The organism is Polaromonas sp. A23, assembly GCF_002001015.1.
Lineage (GTDB): Bacteria > Pseudomonadota > Gammaproteobacteria > Burkholderiales > Burkholderiaceae_C > Polaromonas.
The window spans coordinates 128,047-143,269 of the sequence record NZ_MUNO01000050.1; the positions used below are offsets into that span (position 1 = coordinate 128,047).

General features: G+C 60.4%; 18 protein-coding genes. 12 read left to right on the plus strand and 6 right to left on the minus strand.

Features of this window, described 5'->3' with window-relative positions; translation table 11 throughout:
* Positions 1–13 precede the first annotated feature (13 nt).
* Genes B0B52_RS21765 through B0B52_RS21780 form a run of 4 tightly spaced genes read right to left on the minus strand, consistent with a single transcriptional unit; the run spans position 14 to position 3,549 of the window.
* Positions 14–316, minus strand: a complete 303-nt coding sequence (locus tag B0B52_RS21765) for an antibiotic biosynthesis monooxygenase (RefSeq protein ID WP_077595772.1) — start codon at positions 314–316, stop codon at positions 14–16.
* A gap of 28 nt (positions 317–344) precedes the next feature.
* Positions 345–668: a 2Fe-2S iron-sulfur cluster-binding protein gene (locus tag B0B52_RS21770; protein ID WP_077595773.1), complete on the minus strand. Its 324-nt coding sequence runs from the start codon at positions 666–668 to the stop codon at positions 345–347.
* A 14-nt stretch (positions 669–682) separates the two neighbouring features.
* Complete coding sequence (locus B0B52_RS21775) at positions 683–2,167, minus strand: glutamine synthetase family protein (RefSeq protein WP_077595774.1); 1,485 nt, start codon at positions 2,165–2,167, stop codon at positions 683–685.
* A complete protein-coding gene (locus tag B0B52_RS21780) occupies positions 2,164–3,549 on the minus strand; it encodes a Rieske 2Fe-2S domain-containing protein (RefSeq protein WP_077595775.1) in 1,386 nt (461 codons plus the stop codon). Before B0B52_RS21780 ends, B0B52_RS21775 begins: the two co-directional genes overlap by 4 nt.
* 56 nt (positions 3,550–3,605) lie before the next feature.
* Between B0B52_RS21780 and B0B52_RS21785 the strand changes: the two genes are divergently transcribed.
* Genes B0B52_RS21785 through B0B52_RS21795 form a run of 3 tightly spaced genes read left to right on the plus strand, consistent with a single transcriptional unit; the run spans position 3,606 to position 5,315 of the window.
* Positions 3,606–4,328, plus strand: a complete 723-nt coding sequence (locus tag B0B52_RS21785; protein WP_077595776.1) for a GntR family transcriptional regulator — start codon at positions 3,606–3,608, stop codon at positions 4,326–4,328.
* Complete coding sequence (locus tag B0B52_RS21790; protein WP_077595777.1) at positions 4,325–5,020, plus strand: AzlC family ABC transporter permease; 696 nt, start codon at positions 4,325–4,327, stop codon at positions 5,018–5,020. Before B0B52_RS21785 ends, B0B52_RS21790 begins: the two co-directional genes overlap by 4 nt.
* Positions 5,010–5,315, plus strand: a complete 306-nt coding sequence (locus B0B52_RS21795; RefSeq protein WP_077595778.1) for an AzlD family protein — start codon at positions 5,010–5,012, stop codon at positions 5,313–5,315. Before B0B52_RS21790 ends, B0B52_RS21795 begins: the two co-directional genes overlap by 11 nt.
* Positions 5,316–5,318: 3 nt before the next feature.
* Here the strand turns inward: B0B52_RS21795 and B0B52_RS21800 are convergent, their stop codons facing one another.
* Positions 5,319–6,353 carry an NADP-dependent oxidoreductase gene (locus tag B0B52_RS21800; protein WP_077595779.1) on the minus strand — a complete coding sequence of 345 codons (1,035 nt, stop codon included), beginning with the start codon at positions 6,351–6,353 and terminating at the stop codon, positions 5,319–5,321.
* 148 nt (positions 6,354–6,501) lie between these two features.
* Here B0B52_RS21800 and maiA point away from each other — a divergent pair, with 148 nt between their 5' ends.
* Together maiA and pgeF are read left to right on the plus strand one after the other, a co-directional pair.
* Complete coding sequence (maiA, locus tag B0B52_RS21805) at positions 6,502–7,140, plus strand: maleylacetoacetate isomerase (RefSeq protein WP_077595780.1); 639 nt, start codon at positions 6,502–6,504, stop codon at positions 7,138–7,140.
* An 8-nt stretch (positions 7,141–7,148) separates the two neighbouring features.
* The gene (gene pgeF, locus B0B52_RS21810) at positions 7,149–7,952 is read left to right on the plus strand and encodes a peptidoglycan editing factor PgeF (protein WP_139352062.1); all 804 of its coding nucleotides are present in this window, start codon (positions 7,149–7,151) and stop codon (positions 7,950–7,952) included.
* Here pgeF and B0B52_RS21815 read toward each other — a convergent pair.
* On the minus strand, positions 7,860–8,201 hold the full coding sequence (locus tag B0B52_RS21815; RefSeq protein WP_077595781.1) for a hypothetical protein: 342 nt from the start codon (positions 8,199–8,201) through the stop codon (positions 7,860–7,862). The two genes, pgeF and B0B52_RS21815, sit on opposite strands and share 93 nt — an antisense overlap.
* Before the next feature lie 124 nt (positions 8,202–8,325).
* On the opposite strand from B0B52_RS21815, the gene phaC reads away from it, so the two are divergent.
* The 7 genes from phaC to B0B52_RS21850 all read left to right on the plus strand — a co-directional run bounded on the left by phaC (position 8,326) and on the right by B0B52_RS21850 (position 15,209).
* Positions 8,326–10,074: a class I poly(R)-hydroxyalkanoic acid synthase gene (gene phaC / locus B0B52_RS21820; RefSeq protein WP_077595782.1), complete on the plus strand. Its 1,749-nt coding sequence runs from the start codon at positions 8,326–8,328 to the stop codon at positions 10,072–10,074.
* A 123-nt stretch (positions 10,075–10,197) separates the two neighbouring features.
* Positions 10,198–11,376 carry an acetyl-CoA C-acetyltransferase gene (locus tag B0B52_RS21825; RefSeq protein ID WP_077595783.1) on the plus strand — a complete coding sequence of 393 codons (1,179 nt, stop codon included), beginning with the start codon at positions 10,198–10,200 and terminating at the stop codon, positions 11,374–11,376.
* Positions 11,377–11,515: 139 nt separating this feature from the next.
* A complete protein-coding gene (phbB, locus tag B0B52_RS21830) occupies positions 11,516–12,253 on the plus strand; it encodes an acetoacetyl-CoA reductase (RefSeq protein ID WP_077595784.1) in 738 nt (245 codons plus the stop codon).
* A gap of 89 nt (positions 12,254–12,342) precedes the next feature.
* Entirely contained in the window at positions 12,343–12,756 is a 414-nt protein-coding gene (locus B0B52_RS21835) for a hypothetical protein (RefSeq protein WP_077595785.1), read from the plus strand.
* Positions 12,757–13,034: 278 nt separating this feature from the next.
* A complete protein-coding gene (locus tag B0B52_RS21840; RefSeq protein ID WP_254425807.1) occupies positions 13,035–13,922 on the plus strand; it encodes a dienelactone hydrolase family protein in 888 nt (295 codons plus the stop codon).
* A gap of 217 nt (positions 13,923–14,139) precedes the next feature.
* A complete protein-coding gene (locus B0B52_RS21845; protein WP_077595811.1) occupies positions 14,140–14,820 on the plus strand; it encodes a hypothetical protein in 681 nt (226 codons plus the stop codon).
* Positions 14,821–14,933: 113 nt separating this feature from the next.
* Entirely contained in the window at positions 14,934–15,209 is a 276-nt protein-coding gene (locus B0B52_RS21850; protein WP_371327419.1) for a hypothetical protein, read from the plus strand.
* Positions 15,210–15,223 lie beyond the last annotated feature (14 nt).

Sequence of the window (15,223 nt, forward strand, 5' to 3'; positions counted from 1 at the left end):
TCTCCTCTTGGGCTCAGGCCGACTTCGTCAGCAGGCTGAAGTGTTCGACCACCGGCGGGCTGGCAAAAAATGGCCCGACGATGGCGCGCCACTGCGCAAACGCCGGTGACTCGCGGAAACCCACCGTGTGGTCTTCCAGCGTTTCCCAGAAAATCTGCAGGATGTAGCGCTCGGGGTTTTCAATGCCCTTGTTGACCTTGAAGCCCTGGAATCCCTTGGCGTTCTGGATCACTGTCGTCAGGCCGCGCTGGATGGCCTCGTCAAAAGAGGCTTGCTGGCCGGGAGCAATGCGGATGTCGGCGAGTTCGAGAATCATGGTTGTCCTGTGCTTGATGGAATAGGTGTCAATACTGGCTGGCAGGCAACTCTACCGTCAAACCGTCCAGCGCGGCGGTCAGCTTGATCTGGCAGCTCAGCCGGCTGGCGGGCGAGGCAGGGGTAGCCGTAAAGGCCAGCATGGCGAGTTCCTCGCCGTCGGCGGCCGGCAACTGGCTCGAAAACGGCTCGCACACCATCACATGGCAGGTGGCGCAGGTCAACAGCCCGCCGCAGTCGGCTGCGATGCCTTCAATGCCTGCAGCCACGGCTGCCTCCATCAGGCTTTGGCCAATTTTGCCTTTAGCCCTTATCGGTTGTGCTTCAGTAGCTATGAAATTAATAGTAATCATTGTTCTTTTGAAAATCAGATGCGGCTGAAATATTCGCGCCGCTGCCAGTCATCCTTGTCTTCGGCCTGCTCGTGGCGCGAGATTTCTGTCTGCTTGATGCGCGTGAAATAGTTGATGAAGGTCTCGCCGAACGCCTGCACCAGCACCGGGTCGGCTTGCAACGTCGCCAGTGCTTCACCGAGGCTGGTTGGAATGCGGGTGCCGGCCTCGCCATAAGGTGCATCTGTGGCCACCGGAGCCTTGAGCTTGCGCCGGATGCCGTCCAGCCCGGCGTAAATCTGCGAGGCCAAATAAAGGTAAGGGTTGGCGGCCGGCTCACCAATGCGGTTTTCAATGCGTGTGGCCTTGTCCCGGCACTGGCCCACCACGCGCAGCATGGCGCCGCGGTTGTCACGCCCCCACAGCACCGACTGGGGCGCCAGCGCATTCGGCCGGAAGCGGCCAAAGCCGTTGATCGTCGGTGTGCAGAACACCGTCATGCCGCGTGCGTGTTCCAGCAGGCCGGCGAGGTAATGCTCGCCAAGCGCTGAGAGCGTGTATTGCGCGTCGGTTGGCTGCGTACCTTTGGCCGGCGTCTCGCGCTGGAACAGGTTGGCACCGGTTTGCAGGTCCACCAGCGACTGGTGCAAATGCCAGCCGCTGGACATGATGTTCGGAAAAGGCGGGCGGCACATGAAGGTGGCGTGGTAGCCGGCGCGGCGCAGCGCCTGCTTGACCGCGCTGCGAAACAGCACCATGTTGTCGGCGGCCGTCAAAGCGTCGGTGGCATCGAACACGGCTTCAACCTGGCTGGGGCCAAGCTCTATTTCCAGCGATTGCAGGGGTAGCCCCAGCGCCTGCGCGGTGTGCTGCACGATGCGCAGTGGCTCCTCCGCCATGTCGAACAGATTTTCCGCCAGCAGGTTGTAGCCGGGGTGAATCATGGCGACCTTGGGCGGCAAGCCAGGCCAGGCAGCCTGCTCCGGGTCAAGCTGGTCCTGCGCGCCTTCGTCGGTGATGCGGTAGATATGAAACTCGATTTCGAGCCCGCATTTCATGCCGTAACCGGCCTCGGCCAGCTGTGCAAGCGCACGCTGCAGAATGCGCCGTGTGTCCAGCTCGACTGCCGTGCCGTCCTGCATCCACGGCTGGGCCTGGACCCAGCCGGTACTCGGTGCCCACGGCAGTTGCCTGAAGCTGGCCGGGTCTGCCAGCAGCAGCAGGTTGCTCGCAAATTCAAAGCCCGGAAGTTCGGCCGTACCGCCGGCCTCGAACACCTTGAAGGCGGTGCGGTCCGATGTGTCCTTGAGGAGCAGCGTGCTGACCATGCCCACACCGTCCTGCATGGCCTGGGCGGCCGCACCGGCGGTCAGCGTCTTGCCGCGCAAGGCGCCATGCAGATCACACCATGCAAACCGCACCAGCTCGATGCCGCTGGCATCTATCAGCTGCGCGGTGTGTTTCAGTGCTTGCTGGCGTGCAGCATCGTGCATGCCGCATTGTTCGGCGAAGCTGCTCATGCGCTTGCAACCTGCTTCACGTCCTTCGTTTTCCAGGGTGCGTTCTCCTGCTTGGCCCGGGCCTGCGCCTGCCACCAGGCCGGCCATTCGCCCGTCGGTGCAATACCGTCCACCGTGTCCGGGCCACGCATCAGTTCAGCTTGCGCGGCATCGGCAATGCCCGGCGCTACGCCGCCTTCCTGCACCGTGGCAATGGCTTTGATCAGCACCCGGCGATTCGCCATGATGACCTTGTCGCTGGTACCGAGGTGCTCACGCGTGCGGTCCTGGATGGCGCCCATGCTTTCCACCGCCCACTGGTCATGCACATTGATGTCTTCCTCGCCCATGCCCAGGTAGGTCTGGGTGCGCTGTTCCTCGGCGTTGAAGCCCCAGTTGTTGTGGCGCCCGGCATTGGGAATGTAATCGGGCAGTGAGATGAACTTCTGGCGCTGTGCGCGCATGCTTTCCTTGTCCAGCGGGCCGGCAAAGCTCGTGAAAAACGAGTACCAGTAGGTATGGGTGTCGTCCACCGGCACATGCATCTGCGTGATGGTCATGGTTTCCGAGAGGGGAATCACGAAGGTGGCCGGGAAGACGGCGTTGGTCACGCGCACATGCGTGAGCTTGTCGTTCATGGGCCGCAGCGCGGTGAGCTGCATGCCCCAGGGCTTATTTTCGAAGCTGATCTCTGGCTGGGCAAACTCGCGCATGATGCGCGTCATCGGCCACTGCTCGCCGTCGATGGCGCCGGCACTGGCGCTGCGGAACTGCTTGCCGGCTGCGTTTTGACCTATGTCTTCAAGCGCCTCGTCCTGCAGAAATCGGTGCAAAAAGGAGGGGTGGGCGGGATCTATACCGACTTCAAAAGCCTGCAGCCAGTTGGCATGCCACAAGCCCTTGAAAGCGAAGCTGTGGGTGGGCGGCGCATTGAAGCAGTCAAAAGCGGGGAAGGGCGGCGGAGTCGAGCCTTCCGGGCCCAGCCAGGCGAAAAGCACACCGCTTTTTTCCAGCACCGGGTAGCTGCGCTGCTTGACGCGTTCGCACAGCTTGCTGCCCGCAGGTTCGGCTGGTGTTTCGAGGCACTGGCCCGATACATCGAACTTCCATCCATGAAACGGGCAGCGCAGGCCATCGCCTTCGGTGCGGCCGAAAGACAGGTCGGCACCGCGATGCGGGCAGTCGCGGTCCAGCAGGCCGTAGTTGCCTTGGTCGTCCCTGAACAGAACGAAGTCCTGGCCCAGAAGGCGCACCGCCTTGACCGGCCGCTTGTCCATGCGCGGATCCAGCGCAGGGTCGAATTCAGCTATCAGCGCCGCCGGCTGCCAATAGCTGCGCAGTAACGCGCCGCACGGGGTGCCGGGACCAATCCGGGTGATCAGATCGTTTTGCTCTGCGTTCATGATTTGTCTTCCTAAAACGGTATACCGAAATTTAAATTCAGTGTACAGTTCTGTTCATGAGCTTGCAAGAGACGGTGTTGATCCAGCTGCGGGACCTGATCCTGCGTGGCGAATTTGAGCCCGGCCAGCGCCTGGCCGAGCAGCAACTGGCTGAGCGTCTGGGTGCTTCCCGCACGCCCGTGCGGGCCGCGCTGGTCACGCTGGAGCAGGAAGGGCTGGTCGAAGCCAACGAAACCGGCAAATTCCTGGTGCGCCAATTCACGCCGCGCGAAGTTGCCGATGCGATTGCCGTGCGCGGTCATCTGGAAGGCATGGCCGCGCGCCTGGTGGCTGAACACGGCGTGTCGCGCCAGCTGCAGGCAGACCTGCAGGCTTGCCTCGATGAAGGTGACAGCGTTCTTGCAGCCAACCCGCTCACCTACGAAAGCTATGCAGCCTACGCAGCCATGAACGACCGTTTTCATGCGGTGGTGCTGGAGGCCTGCGGCAACCGGGCCTTGCAGCGCGCCGTGACGCTTAATGACAAGCTGCCATTTGCGCCCGCGTCCGCCATGCTGCCTATGCAGGGCACGGTGACCCTGGATCGCGACTGGATGCTGTACGCCCACCGCCAGCACCACATGCTGTTCGCCGCGCTCAAGGCAGGCGAGGGCGCACGCGCGCAGGCGCTGGCCACCGAACACGTCGAAGTGGCCCAGATGAACATGCGCATGGCGCTGGAACGCCGCGCCGAAACCGAGCGCGTGTTGCCCGCCATTCGCCTGGTGGTGGGGCGTTGACAACCAACGCGGTGAGCTTCACGGCCGCCGGCGTGCGCCGCGGTTTTTTTGCTGCCCAGGTGCTCGCGCCCGGGGTGATTCTTTACGCCATGGTGTTCGGCGTGCTGGCCAGCGAACGCGGCATGTCCTGGTTGCAGGCCATGCTGATGAGCGCCGTGGTTTATTCAGGCAGTGCGCAGCTGGCGGCGCTGCAGGGTTGGACGGCAACGGCCGTGATCACGCCGGTCATCGTCACCATCCTGGTCATGAATGCGCGCTATGTGCTTTACGGCGCGGCCATCCAGCCGTGGCTGGCCGGCCTGCCGCGCCACCAGAGCTGGGGCTCGCTGTTTTTCCTGGGCGACGGCAGCTGGGCCATGGCCATGCGCGAATACGAAACCGGCTACCGTGACGCCGGGTATGTGTTGGGCTCCGGCGTGGCGATGTTTGTGCCCTGGGTGGGTGGCACGCTGGTCGGGCACCTGCTGGCCGGCAGTGTGCCCAACCCCGCTGCATTCGGGCTGGACTTCATGCTGGTCGCATTTGCAGCGGCCATCGGCATGGTGCTGTGGCGTGGCAAGTCTGATTGGTGGCCCGCCATCGCCGCAGGCCTGGTGGCGCTGCTGTTGCACCGGCTGCTGCCGGGCGCCTGGTACATCGTGGGGGCAGGCCTTGCGGGTGGCCTGATGGGAGCGTGGCGCCATGGCCGTTGAAAGCGCTTTCCTGCTGGCGCTGGTCGGCATGGCGCTCGCCTCGTTCGCCTGCCGCATCAGCGGCTTCCTGCTCATGGGTTATGTGCGCATCACGCCGCGGGTTGAGTCCGCGCTCAAGGCCATCCCGCTGTCGGTCATGGTTGGCATCGTGACGCCGGCGGCCACCTCGGGCAAGTTGCCCGAGTTGCTGGCCCTGCTGGCGGTGGGTGCGGTCATGAAACTGGTGCGCAACGACCTGGCAGCTGCCGTGGCCGGCGCTGCCACGGTGGCCATTGCGCGCTGGGCTCTGGGTTGAGGTCTAGTCTTTCGCCACCTGCAAAACCAGCTTGCCGAAGTTCTCGCCGTTGAAGAGCTTGAGCAGGGTTTCCGGGAAATTCTCCAGCCCTTCCACTACATCTTCCTTGCTCTTCATCTTGCCGTCTTTGAGGTAGCCGGCCATTTCGGCAATCGCCACGGGGTAGCGGTCGGCGTAGTCGAACACCACGATGCCTTCCATGCGCGCACGGTTGACCAGCAGCGACAGGTAGTTGGCGGGGCCCTTGACCGGAGTGGTGTTGTTGTACTGGCTGATGGCACCGCAGATGATGATGCGGGCGCCGCGCGTGATGCGCGTCAGCACAGCGTCGAGAATGTCGCCGCCCACGTTGTCGAAGTAAATGTCCACGCCCTTGGGGCAGTGCTCTTTCAGGCCGGCTTTGACATCGCCGGCCTTGTAGTCGATGCAGGCGTCGAAACCCAGCTCCTTGACGACCCAGTCACACTTGGCCTTGCCGCCGGCAATGCCGACCACGCGGCAGCCTTTGAGTTTGGCGATCTGGCCGACCGTCTGGCCGACGGCGCCGGCCGCGCCCGAGACCACCACGGTTTCGCCGGCTTTGGGCTGGCCCACGTCCATCAGGCCGAAGTAGCCGGTCATGCCGGGCATGCCCAACACGTTGAGCCAGGAGGTGAGGCCCATGCGCGGGTCAATCTTGAACATGCCGCTGCGCTTGATGTTCGCCTCGGGGATCAGGCAGTATTCCTGCACGTCCAGCCCGGCGTTGACGTAGTCGCCCACGGCAAACGCGGCGTTGTTGGAGGCAATCACCTTGCCGACGCCGCCGGCGCGCATGACGGCGCCGATTTCCACCGGCGGAATATAACTTTTGCCTTCGTTCATCCAGCCGCGCATGGCCGGATCAAGTGAGAGGCTCAGGGTTTTGACGAGAACGCCGCCTGGGCCGGGTTCGGCCACCGGCTCGGTGGTAAAGCTCCAGTTGTCGCGGGTGGGCAGTCCGACAGGGCGGCTGGCCAGGCGAACCTGGTGGTTGGTCAGGGAAGTGATGGCGCTCATGGGGGTCTCCGGGAAAGTGGCTGTAAGGCAAAAGACAATGGTAGGTCCGGTCAGCCTGCTTGGCAGTCGCGCAGGCGATTGCGTACCCCGCAATAGAGAGGTCACCCCAGTGCTCAACCGTGAGGGCCGTTGGTTTATGCTTTAACTCATGAAACTCCACAACTATTTCCGATCTTCAGCCTCTTTTCGCGTGCGTATCGCACTGGAACTAAAAGGCCTGAGCTACGAGTACATTCCCGTCCATATTGCCAAGGGTGATCACAAAAAAGCACCTTATGCTGCGCTCTCGGCCGACACCCTGGTGCCCATGCTGGAAGTCGATGGCCAAAAGCTGTCGCAATCCATGGCCATCATTGAATACCTGGACGAAAAACACCCCGCACCAGCATTGCTGCCGACTGATGCCATGGGCCGCGCCAAGGTGCGCGCGTTGGCGCAGTCGATTGCCTGCGAAATCCACCCGCTGAACAACCTGCGCGTGCTCAAGTACCTGGTGCGGGAGCTCAAACTCGACGAAGAAGCCAAAGGCACCTGGTACCGTCATTGGTGCCGCGAAGGGCTGGAAGCTTTCGAGCGGCAACTGAACCAGCTGCCGCCATCCACTTACTGCTACGGCGATACACCCACCCTGGCTGACTGCTGCCTGGTTCCGCAAATCTTCAATGCCAAGCGTTTCGACGTGAATTTTGAGGGGCTGCCCCGAACCATGGCGGCATTCGACGCCTGCATGGCACTGCCTGCCGTCCAGAAGGCTCAGCCCTCAGCCTGCCCGGACAACGAAGCATAAGGAAGACTTTGCACCCGGACTGGCTGATTCCCGACTGGCCTGCACCAGCTGGTGTGCGCGCGGTCTTCACCACGCGCGCGGGCGGTACGTCAGCAGTGCCGTATGACAGCATGAACCTGGGTGACCACGTTGGCGACGTGCCCCAACGGGTGGACGCCAATCGTGCCCTGCTAGGCCAGTCCATGGGGGCGGCCCCGGTTTTCCTGCAACAGGTACACGGCACCGCTGTGCTGAATATTGGCGTTGAAACCGCGCATGGACAACCAGCCGATGCCGCCTCCACCACGCAGCACGGGGTCGCATGCACCATCATGGTTGCCGACTGCCTGCCCGTGCTGTTCAGTACAGCCGACGGCGCTGCCGTGGCCGCAGCCCACGCAGGGTGGCGCGGGCTGGCCGGAAAGCAGGGCAGGGGCATTCTCGAAGAGACTTATGAGTCTTTTAGGGCTATAGCCCTTATGGAGCGGGCACAAGCAGCTATCAATACAATAGCATGGCTGGGCCCATGCATCGGGCCTTCTGCATTCGAAGTGGGTGCAGAAGTCAGGGCTACGTTCACCGATGACCACCCGGAGGCTGCTGATTGCTTCAGGCCCCTGGCTTCAGGCAAGTTCCTCGCTGACCTGGCCGGTCTGGCCCGCTTGCGACTTCAGGCGATGGGTGTCACGCAAATTTATGGCAACGACAGCAGCGCACCATGGTGCACGGCGGGCAATGCCTCAAGGTTTTTTTCGCACAGGCGCGACGCCGGTGTCTCCGGCAATGGGTTCCACACCACCGGCCGCATGGCGGCCTGCATCTGGCGAGAGTGATTCCCGTTCGAACAGGCTTGGGGAAAGTGTGGTGGCCTCAGCTGCTTCGGCTGCCTCTGCCGCTTCGCGCGCCTTGATGGCCTTCCGCCGGGCGGGCGCGCGCATCAGGTAAACCACCAATGCCAGGGGCCCCACGCCATAGAGTACAAAGGTAATCATTGCACCCAGCAGCGTGCCCGTGGGATGGGTGGCTTCAGCAACACTCATCATGAGCACCACGTACATCCAGGCAATGACAATCAAATACATAAAACTTTGCGGCGCGTCACGAGTTGGATGTGGTTTTCCACGATACTAAGCAAGACCTTCTGCGGGTATAAAAGCTCGATACAGACCGAACAACAAGAGCCTGCTGATACCCGGGAAGACAAGCATGAATTCTGACGCAAACCTGGCCCAAGCAGCCCAACAGATGCAAGAGACCTTTGCACAGGGCCTCCAACAAATGATGGGCGCCATGGCTGGCGCCGGCCTTGGCGCCGCACCGGGCTTTCCCCAGCTGGCCATGCCGGCCATTCCAGCCGCCGCGCCACCCCTGCAGCTTGACCCCGCCAAGCTGATCGAAATCCAGCAGTCCTACCTGAAAGACATCGCCACCCTCTGGAACAGCGGTCTCCAATCCGGCACCGCTGTTAGCGTGCCATCTGACCGCCGGTTTGCCGACGAGGCCTGGCGCAGCAACCCGGTGGCCCAGTTTGCCGCTTCCGCCTACCTGCTCAACGCCCGCACCCTGATGGGCCTGGCCGAAGCGGTGGAGGGCGACGAAAAAACCAAAGCCCGTGTGCGCTTCGCTGTCGAGCAGGCACTTGCTGCCACAGCGCCCAGCAACTTCCTGGCGCTCAATGCTGAAGCACAGAAAAAAGCCATCGAAACCCAGGGCGAAAGCATTGCCCAGGGCCTGACCAACCTGCTGCACGACATGAAGCAGGGCCATGTGTCGATGACGGACGAGAGCATTTTCGAAGTCGGCAAAAACGTTGCCACCACCGAAGGCGCGGTGGTTTTTGAAAACGAATTTTTCCAGCTGCTCGAATACAAGCCGCTCACCGCCAAAGTGCACGAGCGGCCTTTCCTGCTGGTGCCGCCCTGCATCAACAAGTTCTACATTCTTGACCTGCAGCCCGAGAACTCACTGATCCGCTACGCCGTGGCCCAGGGCCACCGTACCTTTGTTGTGAGCTGGCGCAACCCCGACGAGTCCATGTCCGGCAAAACCTGGGATGACTACATCGAGCAGGCCGCCATCAAGGCCATCAATGTGGTGCAGGAAATCACCGGCGCCAAAACCATCAACGCTTTGGGCTTCTGTGTAGGCGGAACCATTCTTGCCACCGCACTGGCTGTTCTCGCTGCGCGTGGCGAAAAGCCAGTGGCCAGCGCCACCTTCCTGACCTCGCTGCTTGACTTCAGCGACACCGGCATCCTTGACATCTTCATCGACGAACAATCAGTCAAGTTCCGTGAAATGCAGATGGGCAATGGCGGCCTGCTCAAGGGGCAAGACCTGGCATCGACCTTCAGCTTTCTGCGCCCGAACGATCTGGTGTGGAACTACGTTGTTGGCAACTACCTCAAGGGTGAAACACCACCGCCTTTTGACCTGCTTTACTGGAATAGCGACTCCACCAACCTACCCGGGCCGTTTTACGCCTGGTACCTGCGCAACACCTACTTCGAGAACAACCTGGCCAAACCAGGCAAGCTGACGGTGTGCGGTCAGAAGGTCGATCTGGGCAAACTGGACATGCCGACCTACATTTATGGTTCCCGCGAAGACCATATCGTTCCCGTCGGCGGTGCCTACGCCTCTACCCAGGTGCTGCCGGGCAAGAAGCGTTTTGTCATGGGTGCCTCCGGCCACATTGCCGGCGTCATCAACCCACCCGCCAAGAAAAAACGTAGCTACTGGACCAACGACAAACTGCCGCAGGGCAAGTTTCCCGCCAGCCAGGGCGACTGGCTCAAAGGCGCAACCGAGCACCCCGGTAGCTGGTGGACCGACTGGTCGAACTGGCTTGAAAGTCATGCCGGTAAGCAGATCGCCGCACCCAAAACTTATGGCAGCCGCAAGTACAAGGCCATCGAGCCTGCACCCGGCCGCTACGTCAAGGCCAGGGCCTGAATGGAAAACGTTGTCATCCCGGGCTTGACCCGGGATCCATGCCGCGATGAAGCAGCGCATCGACATGGATTGCGGGTCAAGCCCGCAATGACAGGCAGCTGAGGTTTTACTGGAGAGAAACTTATGGAAGACATCGTTATCGTTTCAGCCGCGCGCACCGCTGTCGGCAAGTTCGGCGGAACCCTCGCCAAGACACCCGCTACTGAACTGGGCGCGGCCATCATCAAGGCCGTCGCTGAGCGCTCCGGCCTGTCGCCTGACCTGGTTGGTGAAGTCATCATGGGCCAGGTGCTGGCAGCCGGCGTGGGGCAGAACCCCGCGCGGCAAACGGTGGTGAAAGCCGGTTTCCCGCACGGCATTCCCGGCCTGACGATCAACGCCGTTTGCGGCTCCGGCCTGAAAGCCGTCATGCTGGCAGCGCAGGCTGTGGCCACAGGCGACAGCGAGATTGTGATTGCCGGCGGACAAGAAAACATGAGCGCCGCGCCGCACGTGCTTAACGGTTCACGTGATGGCCAGCGCATGGGCGACTGGAAGATGATCGACTCCATGATCGTTGACGGCCTGTGGGACGTCTACAACCAGTACCACATGGGCATCACCGCAGAAAACGTCGCCAAGAAATACGGCGTCACCCGCGAGCAGCAGGACGCGCTGGCCCTGGCCAGCCAGACCAAGGCCATGGCTGCGCAAGATGCCGGCAAGTTCAAGGACGAGATTGTTCCGTTCTCCATCGCCCAGAAAAAAGGCGACCCCATCGTTTTTGCCGCGGACGAATTCATCAACCGCAAAACCAGCGCCGAAGGCCTGGCTGGCCTGCGCCCTGCGTTTGACAAAGCTGGCGGCGTCACCGCTGGCAACGCCTCAGGCATCAACGACGGCGCTGCTGCCGTCATGGTCATGACTGCCAAGAAGGCCGCCTCACTGGGCCTCAAACCCCTGGCCCGCATTGCCAGCTACGCCACCAGCGGGCTGGACCCCGCCTTCATGGGCATGGGCCCCGTGCCTGCATCCACCAAGGCACTGCAGCGCGCCGGCTGGAAAGCGCAAGACCTGGACCTGCTGGAAATCAACGAAGCCTTTGCCGCACAAGCCTGCGCCGTCAACAAAGAGATGGGCTGGGACACCAGCAAGGTCAACGTCAACGGCGGCGCCATCGCCATCGGTCACCCAATTGGTGCATCAGGTTGCCGCATTCTCGTCACACTGATTCACGAGATGGTTCGCCGCGATGCCAAAAAGGGTATCGCCAGCCTGTGTATTGGCGGCGGCATGGGGGTTGCCCTGACGCTGGAACGATAAATTTGAGGTAAAAAGAGCTTGTGGCCCTTGCAGAATGCGCGTAACCAGCTATTTATTTGATAGCAAATTGCAAACATCGGCAAGGTCACCGAAGCTTCTTTTCAACGACTTTCAGAACCAATAATTCAAGGAGCAAGACATGGCAAAACGAGTAGCTTACGTAACCGGCGGCATGGGTGGCATTGGTACCGCCATCTGCCAGCGCCTGCATAAAGACGGTTTCACCGTGGTCGCAGGTTGCGGCCCCACGCGTGACTTCACCAAGTGGATCGACGAGCAAAAAGCACTCGGCTACACCTTCTACACCTCCGTCGGCAACGTCGGCGACTGGGACTCCACCGTCGCCGCGTTTGACAAAGTCAAGGCCGAGCATGGCCCAGTGAGTGTGCTGGTCAACAACGCCGGCATCACGCGCGACGGCCAGTTCCGCAAGATGAGCAAGGCCGACTGGGACGCCGTCATCTCCACCAACCTCGACAGCATGTTCAACGTCACCAAGCAGGTGATCGAAGGCATGATCGAAGGCGGCTACGGGCGCATCATCAACATCTCTTCCGTCAATGGCCAGAAGGGCCAGTTCGGCCAGGTCAACTACTCCACCGCCAAGGCCGGCCTGCACGGCTTCACCATGGCGCTGGCGCAAGAAGTGGCCAGCAAAGGCGTCACAGTCAACACCGTGAGCCCCGGCTACATCGGCACCGACATGGTCAAGGCCATCCGCCCCGACGTGCTTGAGAAAATCGTTGCCGGCGTGCCAGCCAAACGCCTGGGCACCCCGGAAGAAATCGCCTCCATCATTTCGTGGATCGCATCCGACGAAGGTGGCTATGCCACCGGCGCCGACTTCTCGCTCAATGGTGGTTTGCACATGGGTTAATGCGCAAGCATTAACTTCGTAAAAAAAACCCGCTTCGGCGGGTTTTTTTATACGTTGGAGGCAAAGTGGTTTCATCCAAAATCACCGCTATGACCATTCTTCAATCAGCGAATGAATACGCGTTGCGAAAGCCAGGTCAAGTGGCGTGGATGCTGCCTTGGTTTCTTCTTATGTTGCCGCTGGCCTGTTTACCTTCCAGCGCAGCGAATTGGCTTTGGGCGAAGGAGCTGGTACGCGTAGCCACTGAGTGGATTCCGATGATTAATAGCATGTCGTCGAAAGCGACAGATCCGCCATGGGCTAGATTTGCGTTGAGCTGTTTGTGGGCAAGTGCGCCAATTTGGATTGTTACCGCCGCAATATGTGCAATCCGAACGCTGAAAGCAGGAATTTACAAGCAGGAGCCTTTAGGCTTTAGTTATTTTTTGAAAGTGTTTTTGGTGTTCGGGGGGGGCGATATTGATTCTCGCGACCATGGAGCCGCGTCCTTGGAAGAGGACTGACATGCTGACATACTTTTTGTCGGAAAGATTTGGTCTTCTTTGCGTTGGATGGTTGTTGCTTACCTCACTGTTTGTTTTTATCGGATTGGCAATTGCTGTGCCGTTGAGTCGACTGTTTGGCTATAAATACGACTGATGAGGCAGCCTTGTGGTAGCTACTGCAAGGATGAGTTTTGAGTTGAAGCAACCCGGTGTTCCATAGCCAGACGGCGCAAGCCAGAATTTCCAGAAGAATCAATTAAATGTTCTCTCCCTGCTTTTTGCACCTGCCCACTCGTTTGAAATCATTCTTTCAGGCAACGCTTGTTGTTGGAGGTTTATGGACCACTTTCGCGCATGCCAAGTTAATAGAAGAAGTCATCAAGGTACCCGTCAAGGTGGCCGACAACTATGGCAAAGAGGTGGCGCAGGACATCGTCGTCACGCTCTTTTATGACGACGCTGCACCCAAGCCCTATCCCCTGCTGGTGTTGGGGCACGGCAGAGATGGCGAGGCCGCAGGCCGGGCCGCCATGGGGCGCGCCAGATACTCAGTCAACTCAAGATGGTTCACCCGCCTTGGCTTTATGGTGGCCGTGCCCACCCGCGTTGGTTATGGTGAAAGCGGTGGTGAAGATGTTGAATACACAGGCGAGTGCAACCGAAAAAATTACCCGCCTGGTTATGCGGCCGCAGCTGAACAGACATTGAAGGTTCTTGACACCATGCGCCAGCGCCCTGACGCGTCCAAAGACCGAGCGGTCATCGTGGGCCAGTCTTTTGGCGGCGCTACCGCCATCACGGTAGCCGCTCAAAACCCGCCCGGGGTACAAGCCACCATCAACTTTGCCGGTGGCGGTGGCGGCAACCCGAAGACCAAGCCGCAAGACCCTTGCGCTGCGCCGCTGCTTGAACGCATGTTCGCCAACTATGGGAAAACAGCGCGCACGCCCAGTCTCTGGATCTACACCCAGAACGACATGTACTCCGGCCCCAAGCTTCCCAAGGAGTGGTTTGATGCCTTTAAGGCGGCTGGTGGCATAGGCGAATACACACTGTACCCACCTCTCGGTGACGATGGACACGGTTTGTTCAGCAAGGCTCCGGAAGTGTGGCATTCGCGTGTGCTGGAGTTTCTACGCGCCAACGGCTACCCAGATATTCGCGCACCGGAAGTCAAAAAATGAAGCTGGTGTATTTTTCTTCACCGCATCGGTTGCGCTCAGCGACAGTTTTTTAGATTGCACGCAGATACTTCTTCAAACCCGCTTCGGCGGGTTTTTTGTTCTTTGGTTCTATCCCGAAGCTGCGCGATAACCCCTTGTTAGTAGCAGCGGCAATTTAAGTCCCGGTAGGCCATGAAGATCGCCTAACATGGCGAAAAATTCAAGGGAGGACTTCATCATGCGGTTTTTCTTCATGGTGCTTATCGCGACAGTTTGTGCAGCATCCTCGGTGTGGGCCAAGGCGTACGGCAACTACGACGCGCGCCGAATTCTCACCGTCACCGAAACCCCGACGGGCAAGCGCCATGGCATTGACCTGCAGTATCTCGACACCATGCTCGATGACTTGGGGACGCACGCCAAAAACTACCCGCCATCCTTCGACTCCGACCAGGACAAGCAGCGCGCCACCCGAGACGCCACTCTGCTGGCTGGCATGTTGGGCATGCTGACACAGGATGCTGGTGCTCACCCCGAGATCCTGTTTCGCGCGGCCACGGTCAACAGCATGGGCCACAACCTCCAGATCGCCGGTGCTGCTGAAAAGGCCGATGCACTCTTTCAGCGGCTGCTGGTCCTCATGCCAGATCACCCGCGCAGCAACTACGCGTATGGTGTCTTTCTCGCCGGTGCTGCAAAGCCTGCTGCAAGCCTTCCCTATCTTGAAAAAGCGCTGGCGGCAGGCGTGGTTGATGCGGGCTATTCCTTGGGCTTGGTGCACCTGAGCCTTGGCGACAAAACCCGGGCGCTGGAATACCTCGACGCGTACAAGGCAAAAACCCCCGCTGACAAGAATGCCGCCATTCTCATCGATGCGATCCGCAGCAGTAGGGCCACGGTAAGGCGGGAAGCTCAATAAGTTCTCGCGTGTGGCGAAGGCGCGCTTACCGCGTCAAGCAGTGCTTCACATGGTCAGCACAGACTGCGAGCCAAGTTCGCGAAGGCGATAACCCGCTTCGCGGGATGCCTGACTTGTATTTCTATAGTGATCATCGGCTAGAAGCCCTGGATCATCTTCCCTTCAGCGTCATTGCCACATCCGACACCCTCAACGTGCGGCAGATGGTCAACACCGCGCGCCCCCTCAACTCCGCCATAGAAATTGTGGTGCGCACTCACAACGAGGCAGAAGCCAAACTACTCGAAAGCGAAAACGTTGGGGCGATCCTTCTGGGTGAGCAGGAGTTGGCGCAGGCTATGACGCGCCATGTGTTGGAGAGGTCTACCGCAGGTAGTGCGCACCTTTAGAACGGCTTTCAAAG

Coding starts and splice junctions, on each gene's coding strand:
- B0B52_RS21825 (WP_077595783.1), top strand. CDS start 10,198: ATGGAAGACATCGTTATCGTTTCAGCCGCGCGCACCGCTGTCGGCAAG.
- phaC (WP_077595782.1), top strand. CDS start 8,326: ATGAATTCTGACGCAAACCTGGCCCAAGCAGCCCAACAGATGCAAGAG.
- B0B52_RS21795 (WP_077595778.1), top strand. CDS start 5,010: ATGGCCGTTGAAAGCGCTTTCCTGCTGGCGCTGGTCGGCATGGCGCTC.
- B0B52_RS21815 (WP_077595781.1), bottom strand. CDS start 8,201: ATGTATTTGATTGTCATTGCCTGGATGTACGTGGTGCTCATGATGAGT.
- B0B52_RS21845 (WP_077595811.1), top strand. CDS start 14,140: ATGCGGTTTTTCTTCATGGTGCTTATCGCGACAGTTTGTGCAGCATCC.
- B0B52_RS21835 (WP_077595785.1), top strand. CDS start 12,343: ATGACCATTCTTCAATCAGCGAATGAATACGCGTTGCGAAAGCCAGGT.
- phbB (WP_077595784.1), top strand. CDS start 11,516: ATGGCAAAACGAGTAGCTTACGTAACCGGCGGCATGGGTGGCATTGGT.
- B0B52_RS21800 (WP_077595779.1), bottom strand. CDS start 6,353: ATGAGCGCCATCACTTCCCTGACCAACCACCAGGTTCGCCTGGCCAGC.
- B0B52_RS21770 (WP_077595773.1), bottom strand. CDS start 668: ATGATTACTATTAATTTCATAGCTACTGAAGCACAACCGATAAGGGCT.
- B0B52_RS21765 (WP_077595772.1), bottom strand. CDS start 316: ATGATTCTCGAACTCGCCGACATCCGCATTGCTCCCGGCCAGCAAGCC.
- B0B52_RS21780 (WP_077595775.1), bottom strand. CDS start 3,549: ATGAACGCAGAGCAAAACGATCTGATCACCCGGATTGGTCCCGGCACC.
- B0B52_RS21785 (WP_077595776.1), top strand. CDS start 3,606: ATGAGCTTGCAAGAGACGGTGTTGATCCAGCTGCGGGACCTGATCCTG.
- maiA (WP_077595780.1), top strand. CDS start 6,502: ATGAAACTCCACAACTATTTCCGATCTTCAGCCTCTTTTCGCGTGCGT.
- B0B52_RS21775 (WP_077595774.1), bottom strand. CDS start 2,167: ATGAGCAGCTTCGCCGAACAATGCGGCATGCACGATGCTGCACGCCAG.